This window comes from Mycobacterium neglectum, from assembly GCF_002591975.1.
Lineage (GTDB): Bacteria > Actinomycetota > Actinomycetes > Mycobacteriales > Mycobacteriaceae > Mycobacterium > Mycobacterium neglectum.
Genome location: NZ_NVQE01000033.1, coordinates 57,327 through 68,993, shown reverse-complemented (window position 1 = coordinate 68,993; position 11,667 = coordinate 57,327). Strand labels below are relative to the sequence as shown.

Annotated in this window: 9 protein-coding genes; 6 read left to right on the top strand and 3 right to left on the bottom strand. The window is 66.2% G+C overall.

What is annotated here, in order from left to right; genetic code table 11:
* Positions 1-288 precede the first annotated feature (288 nt).
* The 4 genes from rpsA to CSQ99_RS22440 all read left to right on the top strand — a co-directional run bounded on the left by rpsA (position 289) and on the right by CSQ99_RS22440 (position 4,773).
* Positions 289-1,740 carry a 30S ribosomal protein S1 gene (gene rpsA / locus CSQ99_RS22455; RefSeq protein ID WP_099041208.1) on the top strand — a complete coding sequence of 484 codons (1,452 nt, stop codon included), beginning with the start codon at positions 289-291 and terminating at the stop codon, positions 1,738-1,740.
* Between the two features lie 117 nt (positions 1,741-1,857).
* Positions 1,858-3,102 carry a hypothetical protein gene (locus CSQ99_RS22450; protein WP_099041207.1) on the top strand — a complete coding sequence of 415 codons (1,245 nt, stop codon included), beginning with the start codon at positions 1,858-1,860 and terminating at the stop codon, positions 3,100-3,102.
* Between the two features lie 20 nt (positions 3,103-3,122).
* Positions 3,123-4,334, top strand: a complete 1,212-nt coding sequence (gene coaE, locus CSQ99_RS22445) for a dephospho-CoA kinase (protein ID WP_099041206.1) — start codon at positions 3,123-3,125, stop codon at positions 4,332-4,334.
* Between the two features lie 100 nt (positions 4,335-4,434).
* Positions 4,435-4,773, top strand: a complete 339-nt coding sequence (locus CSQ99_RS22440; protein WP_099041205.1) for a hypothetical protein — start codon at positions 4,435-4,437, stop codon at positions 4,771-4,773.
* Here the strand turns inward: CSQ99_RS22440 and CSQ99_RS22435 are convergent.
* Positions 4,770-5,333 (bottom strand): hypothetical protein, encoded by a 564-nt coding sequence (locus tag CSQ99_RS22435; RefSeq protein ID WP_245909038.1) that lies wholly within the window; start codon positions 5,331-5,333, stop codon positions 4,770-4,772. The genes CSQ99_RS22440 and CSQ99_RS22435 overlap by 4 nt on opposite strands.
* A gap of 98 nt (positions 5,334-5,431) precedes the next feature.
* The gene (locus tag CSQ99_RS22430; RefSeq protein WP_176561156.1) at positions 5,432-5,941 is read right to left on the bottom strand and encodes a ribonuclease FAU-1 family protein; all 510 of its coding nucleotides are present in this window, start codon (positions 5,939-5,941) and stop codon (positions 5,432-5,434) included.
* A 91-nt stretch (positions 5,942-6,032) separates the two neighbouring features.
* Here CSQ99_RS22430 and uvrB point away from each other — a divergent pair, with 91 nt between their 5' ends.
* Together uvrB and CSQ99_RS31050 are read left to right on the top strand one after the other, a co-directional pair.
* Positions 6,033-8,183, top strand: coding sequence for an excinuclease ABC subunit UvrB (uvrB, locus tag CSQ99_RS22425; protein ID WP_099041203.1), 2,151 nt, complete (start codon positions 6,033-6,035; stop codon positions 8,181-8,183).
* A 175-nt stretch (positions 8,184-8,358) separates the two neighbouring features.
* Positions 8,359-10,575 (top strand): hypothetical protein, encoded by a 2,217-nt coding sequence (locus CSQ99_RS31050; RefSeq protein WP_099041202.1) that lies wholly within the window; start codon positions 8,359-8,361, stop codon positions 10,573-10,575.
* 35 nt (positions 10,576-10,610) lie between these two features.
* Here CSQ99_RS31050 and CSQ99_RS22415 read toward each other — a convergent pair whose 3' ends face one another.
* On the bottom strand, positions 10,611-11,663 hold the full coding sequence (locus tag CSQ99_RS22415; protein ID WP_099041201.1) for an alpha/beta hydrolase family protein: 1,053 nt from the start codon (positions 11,661-11,663) through the stop codon (positions 10,611-10,613).
* Positions 11,664-11,667: the final 4 nt, after the last annotated feature.

Below are 11,667 nucleotides of genomic sequence, written 5' to 3'. Positions count from 1 at the left end.
TCGTTACCTGCCGCCTCGCAGCCATATCGATCTTGCCTTCCACATCGGGCAAGCCTTCTAGACCACGCGCTCAAAATAGGTGAGGCACCACCACCGGCCACGCGCTCAAAGTAGGTGAGGCACGTCGCGGGTTTGTCCAGCATGTACCCAGTCGAGTAATCTCTACGAGGTACCTGTCTGTGCTTTTTCGTGGACTTGGGCTGGATCGAGTTCCTCGATGGCGGGTATCACCAATAACAACTGTCCATTAAGTCCCTACGACCCAACCTGTCCGGAGCAACCCACCACATGCCAAGTCCCTCCGTCACCTCGCCGCAAGTAGCCGTCAACGACATCGGCTCGGCCGAGGACTTTCTTGCCGCCATCGACAAAACAATCAAATACTTCAACGATGGCGACATCGTCGAGGGAACCATCGTCAAGGTTGACCGTGACGAAGTCCTGCTCGACATCGGTTACAAGACTGAAGGCGTCATCCCTTCCCGTGAGCTCTCCATCAAGCACGACGTCGACCCCAATGAGGTCGTATCGGTCGGCGATGAGGTTGAAGCCCTGGTCCTCACCAAGGAGGACAAGGAAGGCCGCCTGATCCTGTCCAAGAAGCGCGCTCAGTACGAGCGGGCCTGGGGCACCATCGAAGAGCTCAAGGAGAAGGACGAGGCCGTCAAGGGCACCGTCATCGAGGTCGTCAAGGGCGGCCTGATCCTCGACATCGGCCTGCGCGGCTTCCTGCCCGCGTCGCTGGTCGAGATGCGTCGGGTCCGCGATCTGCAGCCGTACATCGGCAAGGAGATCGAGGCCAAGATCATCGAGCTCGACAAGAACCGCAACAACGTGGTGCTCAGCCGCCGCGCCTGGCTGGAGCAGACCCAGTCCGAGGTGCGCAGCGAGTTCCTCAACCAGCTGCAGAAGGGCGCTATCCGCAAGGGTGTCGTGTCCTCGATCGTCAACTTCGGCGCCTTCGTCGATCTCGGCGGTGTCGACGGCCTGGTGCACGTTTCGGAGCTGTCCTGGAAGCACATCGACCATCCGTCCGAGGTCGTGCAGGTCGGCGACGAGGTCACGGTCGAGGTGCTCGACGTCGACATGGACCGCGAGCGGGTTTCGCTGTCGCTCAAGGCGACTCAGGAAGATCCGTGGCGCCACTTCGCCCGCACCCACGCCATCGGCCAGATCGTGCCGGGCAAGGTCACCAAGCTGGTGCCGTTCGGTGCGTTCGTTCGCGTCGAGGAGGGCATCGAGGGTCTGGTGCACATCTCCGAGCTGTCCGAGCGCCACGTCGAGGTCCCGGACCAGGTGGTCCAGGTCGGCGACGACGCGATGGTCAAGGTCATCGACATCGACCTGGAGCGTCGCCGCATATCGCTGAGCCTCAAGCAGGCCAACGAGGACTACACCGAGGAGTTCGACCCGTCGAAGTACGGCATGGCCGACAGCTACGACGAGCAGGGCAACTACATCTTCCCCGAGGGCTTCGACGCCGAGACCAACGAATGGCTCGAAGGTTTCGAGAAGCAGCGTGAGGAGTGGGAGTCCCGCTACGCCGAGGCGGAGCGTCGTCACAAGATGCACACCGCGCAGATGGAGAAGTTCGCCGCGGCCGAAGCAGCAGCCGCTGCCGAGCCCGCGCGTTCGTCCAACGGTTCGTCGCGCTCTGACGAGCCGGCCTCCGCCGGCGGTTCGCTTGCGAGCGACGCCCAGCTCGCGGCTCTGCGCGAGAAGCTCGCCGGTAACGCCTAGCAGTTCAGCTCGAAGGGACGCCTCGACTCGAAAGGGTCGGGGCGTTCTTTTTCGTCTCCCTCAGATGCATGTATCGCTTTTTGACAATGATTTTCATTAGCGGGTTGGATCGTCGCCATGACGATGAGGCGAGCATTAGCGATCCTGTCCGTGACGGTCCTGGCTGCGGGATGCGGTACGCCAGGCGATCCTGAAGGAAACCAAGACTCGCCACCCACCACGGCGCCGACCGCGGCGGCGCCCACCGAACAGTCGTCAGCCACCCCTCGGCTCGCGCTGAGCTATGACGGCGGCGTGCTGATCCTCGATGCCGAGACGCTCGACGAGGTCGCCGACATCCCGGTCGAGGGTTTCGTGCGGTTGAACTCCGCCGCCAATGGCCGCCACGTCCTCGTATCGCAGTCAAACGGCTTCACCGTGCTGGACATGGGCACCTGGACCGGCGGGCACGGCGATCACAACCACTACTACACCGCCGATCCCCAGCTGACCGATATCCGGTTCGGCGGCGCAGAACCCGGCCACGTCGTCGCCCACGACGATCGGCTGACGCTGTTCAGCGACGGCACCGGTGCTGTCGATGTGGTCGATCCCAGCGGCTTGTTGGTCGGCGAAGGCGACGTGTGGCATGCCGCTGTGCGGGCTCCGCACCACGGTGTCGCGGTCGCGCGGGCCGATCGCAGCATCGTCGTCAGTGTCGGCGACGAGGAGACGCGCTCCGGCGTCGAGATCCTCGACTCGACCGGAAAGCAGATCGTGAGCAACGACCAGTGCCCCGGACTGCACGGCGAGGCCGCCGCGGCCGGCGGTGTGTTGACCTTCGGGTGCGAGGACGGCATCGTCCTGGTGCGGGGCAACGAGATTCGCAAGGTCGAAAGCCCGGACCCCTACGGCCGGATCGGCAACCAGTCCGGCGGCGAGGCCTCGCCCATAGTGCTTGGCGACTACAAGACCGACCCCAACGCAGAACATGAACGGCCACAACAGTTCTCGTTGACCGATACCGCGACAGGCGCCATCCGGATCGTTCCGCTGAACGCCAGTTACAGCTTCCGATCACTGGAACGTGGCCCCGCCGGGGAAGCCGTGATCCTCGGTACCGACGGAGCACTGCATGTTTTCGACCCGGTCACTGCCGAGCGCGTCGGTCATCACCCGGTGATCGGCGCATGGACCGAGCCCGACGAATGGCAGTCGCCGATGCCGAATCTGCATGTCCAGTCCGGGATCGCCTATGTCAGTGACCCGAACGCGCGCCGCTTGGTCGCCGTGAACCTCGGCGAGAGCGGTCCTGCGGGGTCGGTGGTGGCCGAAACAGCACTGGATCATCCGACGATCGAGCTGACCGGTGTCGAAGGATGAGGGCCTGACACACTGGTGCGGTGCTGCGCATAGGCCTGTCCGGCGGTATCGGTGCCGGAAAGTCGACGGTGTCCTCGACGTTCAGTGAGCTCGGAGGGATCGTCGTCGACGGCGACGTGATCGCCCGAGAGGTGGTCGAACCGGGCACCGAGGGGCTGGGCAAGCTCGTCGATGCGTTCGGCAACGACATCCTGCACGATGACGGCTCGTTGAATCGGCCCGCCTTGGCGGCCATCGCCTTCAGCGATGACGAGAAGCGCAAGATCCTCAATGGGATCGTGCATCCACTGGTGGCGCATCGCCGATCTGAGTTGATCGCGGCTGCGGCCGACGATGCCGTGATCGTCGAGGACATCCCGCTGCTCGTGGAATCCGGCATGGCGCCGATGTTTCCGTTGGTGGTGATCGTGCATGCCGACGAGGACCTACGGGTGAAGCGGCTGATCGAGTACCGCGGCTTCACCGAGGAGGACGCCCGCGCCCGAATCGCCGCCCAGGCCACCGAGGAGCAGCGCCGCGCCGTCGCCGATGTGTGGCTCGACAACTCAGGCAGCGCGGGGGCGTTGATCGAGCAGGCCCGCGAGTTGTGGCTTCAGCGGATCGTGCCGTTCGCGCACAACCTCGACAACGGTCAACCCGCCCGCTCCGCGCCGGTTCTGGTGCCCAGCGACCCGTCGTGGCCGGATCAAGGCCGTCGGATCGCGGCGCGCCTGGCCACCGCGTGTGGGCATCGGGCTGTCCGCGTCGACCACATCGGATCCACGGCCGTTGCCGGGGTGGACGCCAAGGACGTGATCGACATGCAGGTGACGGTTGCCTCGCTGGAACTGGCCGACGAACTGGCCGATGCGTTGACCTCCGCGGGATACGTGCGCAGGCCGATCACCGCCGACGTCGGCAAGCCCGATGCCCGCAGCACTGTCGCGGCGTTCGACCACACAAACGATGAGTCTTTGTGGCACAAGCGCCTTCACTGCTCAGCCGATCCTGGCAGGCCGACGAATGTCCATATCAGGGTCGACGGTTGGCCCGGCCAGCAGTTCGCCCTGCTGTTCGTCGACTGGCTGCGTGCCAATCCATCGGTGCAGGCCGACTACCTCGCGCTCAAGCGGCGGATCGCGGCGCAGGCGCACGCCGACACCGGCGCCTACGCCGATGCCAAGGAGCCGTGGTTTCTCGACGCCTACCGGCGGGCCTGGAAATGGGCGGACACCACCGGTTGGCGTCCGTAGCGATCAGCGATCTCCCAAAAAGTGTCCAGTAGACCGATGTCTGTGACTCCTACCTGTAGCGGCGGCCCGGCCGGGCCTCCACCTACCAGAGGAGTACGGCATGTTCAATGCCATTGCACGAGAGGCAAAGACCGTTCTGACCGCCGTAGCTGTCGGCGTCATCGCTGTAGGTTTCGCATTCGGCACCGCCAGCCCCGCGGATGCCGAGCCGAAGAAGTTCAATCAATCGGAGGACAGCCTGAAGATGATGTGTGACCGCTACGGCGGCACATTCAGCGGTTCGGGCAAATTTTCGGGGGCGATGTGTTCGTGGAAAGACGGGTCCGACACCATCTGCGACAAGAAACAGGAATGTCAGATCATTGAACCGGTCAATATGCAACGCGACCCGGGTATGCCAGTGCTGCAGCCCGCGGGCCCGTTGCAGGCGATCGGTTAGGCCGCAGGCGCTGGGGCGTTCGGGTCAGCAGGCACGGCGTTGGGATCTTCGGGTCCGACAGCCTGGTCCGGGACTCCGGCGACCGGGATGTCCAGCGGCGCACCGCACTGCAGCGTGCCGTATAGCGGATCGTCTTTGACGCGGAAGAACCTCGGTGCGATGAACTGGTCGGCCTGAGCGACGATCTGGTCGTCGACCAGAATCTCGCAGTGCAGGTTCGATCCGTACGGCCATCCGATGGACAGCTGCATCCCGGCCAGCTTGGGATCTGCCAGAACCGCGTTGACCTCGAATGTCGCGCCGGGAAGCATCGTCGGCGTGGCGCTGTTGACGTTCGCATCATCCATCTTGTACGCGACCACCGCGTCACGGGAGGTGCCGTCAGCGCGCGCCCGGTAGATGACGTTGTGGAGCACCTCGGGGGCGGCGGCAACGGGTATGGGCTGCGGTTCGGTCTCGGTGCCGGGTTGAGCGAGCGCGGTCGCCGGCGAGCCCAGCATGCCCATACCGACTGCGGCGACAGCGGCAAGTGCCGACCATCGGCGCTTCGGAGAACTCATGACAGCCGACTTTACCGGCTGGGTCCGCGTCGGAGCCATGTCGTTGACCTGCGCTGTTGTGGTCATCACAACGAAAATCGATCAAGATCGGCCAGGTGTTACGAAATATCGCGCCAGGTCAGGGTTATGCCGTGGCCCGCGAGCCAGCGGTCGAGGTCGTAGTCATTCCTGGCGAGCCCGTCCATGGTCGATACCGCCGTATGAACTGCCTGTTCAGCGGCTTCCGGCGAGAGCAGGCGGTGCCTGACCGCGGTGAGCAGCTCATCGACATCGGCCAACTCGACCCCGGTACCCGTCCGCAGCACCAGATCGAGGTAGTGGTCCTCGGCGTGCCACACCGCGTCACTCGGCGTGAATTGGCCGACGTCGAGATAGAAGTCCTGGTCGCGTACGTGACCAGGGTTGAAATGGAAGACGGTGGTCCGCAGTCTCAAGGTCGGCAGCAGCCACGATTCGAGGTAGTGGAACTGTGCCCGGCCGGGGGTGGGGCGGGCCATGTACAGACCCCACGGTTGGACGGTGTATTCGTCCACGGCACGCACGATGCCCTTGAGATCGGTGTTGGTGCGGGCCAACAGGTCGAACGTCTCATGCTTGGGAGGATGGATAGGTCAACAATAGGACGAGCTGAATTGCCGGCACCGCCGGCGGCGCCGACGGGAATGAAGTTGTCGGAGTCCGCGCTTACCCTGGTGAATCATGGCCTTCGCAACCGAACATCCCGTGCTGGCGGTCTCGGAATACCGCCCCGTCGACTCCATCGTGCGCGCCGGCGGCAAGTTCGAGGTCGTCAGCGAGCACCAGCCGGCGGGCGATCAGCCGACGGCGATCCGTGAGCTCGAGCGCCGGATCGAGGCGGGGGAGCGCGACGTGGTGCTCCTCGGCGCTACCGGTACCGGTAAGTCGGCGACGACGGCGTGGCTCATCGAGCGGCTTCAGCGCCCCACCCTGGTGATGGCACCCAACAAGACACTGGCCGCACAGCTCGCCAACGAGCTACGGGAAATGTTGCCGCACAACGCTGTTGAGTACTTCGTCTCGTACTACGACTATTACCAGCCAGAGGCGTACATCGCGCAGACGGATACGTACATCGAGAAGGACAGCTCGATCAACGACGACGTGGAGCGGTTGCGGCACTCGGCGACATCGAGTCTGCTGTCGCGTCGCGATGTGGTCGTGGTCGCCTCGGTGTCGTGCATCTACGGTCTTGGCACTCCGCAGTCCTATCTGGACCGGTCGGTGGAGCTGCAGGTCGGTCAAGAGGTTCCGCGTGACGCGCTGCTGCGCCTGCTGGTCGACGTGCAGTACACCCGCAACGACATGGCGTTCACCAGGGGCTCGTTCCGGGTCAGGGGCGACACCGTCGAGATCATCCCGTCGTATGAGGAATTGGCGGTGCGCATCGAGTTCTTCGGCGACGAGGTCGAGTCGTTGTACTACATGCACCCGTTGACCGGAGATGTCGTGCGCCAGGTCGACTCACTGCGCGTCTTTCCGGCCACGCACTACGTGGCAGGCCCGGAGCGCATGGCGCATGCGATCTCCACCATCGAGCAGGAACTCGAGGAGCGGTTGGCCGAACTGGAGGGCCAGGGCAAGCTTCTCGAGGCCCAGCGGCTGCGGATGCGCACCAACTACGACGTCGAGATGATGCGCCAGGTGGGCTTCTGTTCGGGCATCGAGAACTACTCGCGCCACATCGACGCTCGGCCGGCGGGTTCGGCGCCTGCCACGCTGCTGGATTACTTTCCCGAGGACTTCCTGCTGGTCATCGACGAGTCGCACGTGACAGTGCCACAGATCGGTGGCATGTACGAGGGCGACATGTCCCGCAAGCGCAACCTGGTCGACTTCGGCTTCCGGCTGCCGTCGGCGGTGGACAACAGACCGCTCACGTGGGAAGAGTTCGCGGACCGGATCGGGCAGACGGTGTATCTGTCGGCCACCCCCGGACCGTACGAGCTGAGCCAGACCGGCGGTGAATTCGTCGAACAGGTGATCAGGCCGACCGGCCTCGTCGACCCCCAGGTCGTGCTGAAGCCGACGAAGGGCCAGATCGACGATCTGATCGGCGAGATCCGCAAGCGCACCGAGCGTGACGAGCGCGTACTCGTCACCACGCTTACCAAGAAGATGGCCGAGGACCTGACCGACTATCTGCTCGAGATGGGGATCCGGGTTAGGTATCTGCACTCGGAAGTCGACACATTGCGCCGTGTCGAGTTGTTGCGACAATTGCGGCTCGGCGACTACGACGTGCTGGTCGGCATCAACCTCCTGCGGGAGGGTCTCGACCTGCCGGAGGTCTCGCTGGTGTCGATCCTCGACGCCGACAAGGAGGGCTTCCTGCGGTCGACCCGCAGCTTGATCCAGACCATCGGCCGCGCCGCCCGCAACGTGTCCGGCGAGGTGCACATGTACGCCGACAAGATCACCGACTCGATGCGCGAGGCGATCGACGAGACCGATCGCCGCCGGGCCAAGCAGGTCGCGTACAACACCGAACACGGCATCGACCCGCAGCCGTTGCGCAAGAAGATCGCCGACATCCTCGACCAGGTCTACCGCGAGGCTGACGATGTCGAGATCGGCGGCTCGGGCCGCAACGCGTCGCGCGGCCGTCGCGCTCAGGGCGAGCCGGGCCGTGCTGTCAGCGCCGGCATCATCGAGGGCCGTGACACGTCGAACATGCCGCGCGCGGAGTTGGCCGACCTGATCAGGGATCTGACCGAGCAGATGATGAGCGCGGCACGGGATCTGCAGTTCGAGTTGGCGGCCCGGATCCGCGACGAGATTCACGACCTGAAGAAGGAACTGCGCGGTATGGATGCCGCGGGCTTGAAGTAGTCGGCATCTCGCGAAGTTAGCCAGATTGCGAAATGGCTGATGCTCTTGGCGGATTTTCGATGGCAACTATGTAATGTGACGGCAGCGAAAATTACTCTTCGATTTGCTGTCTCCGCGTCTAGCTATCGAAACCAGTGCTTCGCGCCTTATTGGAGACAGCTGCGAGGAGTTCGCCATGTTCACACTTGCCCGTTCGGTTGTGGTCACCGGCATTGCGTTGACCGGTGCTTCCTTCTGGATTGCGCAGGGTTCGGACCTTCCGGTCGAGTCCCCACCGTCCTATGTGTCTGCGAATGTGTATTTGGTCGATATGTCGTCGCCGATCACCGATTGCGCGCTCCCGGCGTGTCCGTCTCCGGGGCTCGGGGCTGCGGCAGCCAGTTCCGCGGCGGTGTCCGGTGATCCGTTCGGCGCGTTTCTGTCGGTGTTCATCAGTAATGGCACGGCCGAACATCCCGACGCGGGACTGTTCTTCGGCAATGGTTGGAGCGCTGCGGCCGATTGCGTCGGCGCCTGCAATGGTGGCAACGGCGGATTCTTCTTCGGCAATGGCGGTGCCGGTGCCAATGGCGGACGCGGTGGCAACGCGGGACTCATCGGCAATGGCGGCGACGGCAGCCACGCCGTGGCGGCGGGCACCGCCGGCGGCGCCGGTGGCAACGGTGGTCTGCTCATCGGCAGCGGCGGAGCGGGCGGTAACGGCGCGGCAGGGGCTGCCGGTAGCGCCGGTGGCGCCGGCGCGGACGGCGTTGAGGGCGGCGCCGGTGGGGCCGGCGGCAATGGCGGCTCCGGCGGGCTGTTTTTCGGCGCCGGTGGGCTTGGTGGATCTGGTGGAACCGGCGGCGTGGGAGGCGACGGTGGGGCCGGCGCTGATTCCTTGGCGGCGACTGTTGCGGGAGCCCGTGGCGATGACGGTCAGGCCGGTGGCGCCGGTGGTGCCGGTGGTCTGGGCGGCGACGCCGGCGCTGGTGGTGCCGCCGGATGGTTTGGAACTGCAGGGGCGGCCGGGGTGAACGGTGATGGCGGTGCGGGCGGAAATGGCGCGGCGGGCGGTGACGGTGGCGATGGCGCCGATGGGGCTGACGGCGGTAACGGGGCGAACGCCACTGTCGCCGGCGGTGACGGGGTCGACGGTGACAACGGTCAGGCAGGCGGGGCTGGCGGCGATGGCGGCGCCGGCGGCTCAGCGGGCAGCGGTGGTGCGGCCGGGTCAGGTGGCTCCGGTGGTGTGGCCGGTGCCGGCGGCCAAGCCGGCACGATGGGTGACGGTGGCGACGGCGGCAACGGCGGTAAAGGCGGCGTGGGGGGCGACGGCATGGCCGGCGGTGATGCATCGGCGGCGACTGTTGCGGGAGCCCGTGGCGATGACGGTCAGGCCGGTGGCGACGGCGGTGCCGGTGGTGTTGGCGGCGACGCCGGCGCCGGTGGCGCCTCCGGAGGGTTGGGAACCCCAGGGGCGGCCGGGCTGAACGGCGATGGCGGTGCGGGCGGAGACGGCGCCGCGGGCGGTGACGGTGGCGATGGCGCCGATGGGGCGGACGGCGGTAACGGGGCGAACGCCACTGTCGCCGGCGGTCACGGCGGCGATGGTGGCGATGGTCAGACCGGCGGCAACGGCGGCGACGGCGGCGCCGGCGGCTCAGCGGGCGGCGGTGGCGCGGCGGGGTCCGGCGGCACCGGTGGTGTGGACGGAGGCCGCGGCGAAGACGGCTCCCAGGGTGACGGCGGTGACGGCGGCGATGGCGGCGACGGCGGCAACGGTGGCAACGGTGCCGACGGCGCCGACGTCACTGACGATACGGCGAACATCACCGGCGGTACTGGAGGCAATGGCGGCGACGTCGGGACCGGTGCCGACGGCGGCGCTGGCGGGGCGGGAACGAACCCCGGAACCTCGGGCGTCGGCGGCAGTGATGGCACCATCGCGGGCGACGGCGGCGACGGCGGCGACGCCACCGTCTACCTCGGGACTCCCGTTGGCGGTAGCGGCGGCAACGGCGGTGACAGTACGAGCGGCACCGGCGGCGCCGGGGGTGACGGCGGCGATGCCACCGTGACCTACCTGGGATACCCCATTGGCGGTAGCGGCGGTACCGGCGGCTCCAGCGTCACTGGCGACGGCGGCCCCGGTGGCAATGGCGGTAGCGGAACGATCAGCGGGCCCGGCTCCGCAGGACATCCGGCGGGTGGCACCGGTGGTACCGGCGGCTCGACCGGCAGCGGCACTGGTGGCGCCGGCGGTGCCGGTGGTGACGCGGGGGCGTCGGACGGTGGGTACAGCGGAAACACCTCCGGCGGTAATGGAGGCGCCGGCGGCACCAGCCAGACCGGCACCGGCGGGGACGGCGGCGACGGCGGCAGCCCGGGCGGGGCACCAGGAAGCCCTGGCTGATCTGGACGTCGCGCGCCCCGGTGCTTGCGCGGTAATCAGCCGCGGAGGTGGGCGTCGAAGAAGCGGATGGCCGCGTCGGCGATTTCGCCGTGGATCGCCGCTCGGTCAACGCCTGGCGCGTCGATGCAGCCCTCCGGGAGTTCGTCGCGACCGATCTGGTTGCACTCGTTGACGAAGATCTCGTGGTCGACGTCTCCCGGTATCACGTTGAGCTCGGAACCGGGAATGTTGGCCGCGGCGAATTCGGCGTTCTCGTCGGGCGGGGTCTGGGTATCGCGCGCGCCGACGATCAGGTAGGTCGGGAGCTTGAGGTCATGCAAACCGGCCTCGTCCATGCCGAACGCCTCGATGATCCCCGGCGCCATTGAAAAGACGGCCTTGATCCGCGGATCGGCGACATCGAGTGCGGGGGCGGCATCGAGCGGTAACTGATCGCGCAGGTGCTGGGGCACCATCTGGTTGTTCTTCCAGCCACGCTGGAAGCTGAGGTATTTCTCCGCGTTGACACGCGCCCCGCCGAGCCACAGTGCCGTGAACCCGCCCTGAGAATGCCCGGCCACCCCGATTCTCCTGCTGTCGATCAGAGGTCCCCAGAACGCGTCGTCGACAAGGAAATTCGTTGCCAGCGACAGATCGCGAGGCCGCTGCCACAACTTGTTGGCGAGGTAGATGATTGACGAGTCGTAGGTGTTGGCACGGTAGTGGTCCAAGGCGGCGACGATATAGCCGCGGCTGGCCAGCTGCTGCGCGAACCATGCGTAGTACAGACCGTTGCTGCCCCGCCCGTGGGAAAAGAGAACCAGCGGCCGTCGCTTGCCGTCCGCCGCCGGGGCGAGGTCGGGATACGCGGACACCTCGGTGAAGAACGGCATCGAGAACGGCTCCGCGTCGGGAGGAGCGGCCACGGCGGGGTAGAAGACGTTCATGGCCAGATGGCGGTCGCCGGTATCGGTGAATTCGACCTGCCGCAGCCCGACGGTGTAGACGGCCTCGACTTCGACGGCATCGGGCGTTTCCGGGGCCTCGCCGCTCTCACTGCAGGCTGTCAACAGGACGGCGATCACGGCACATGCCAAAGGGCGCAACACAGCT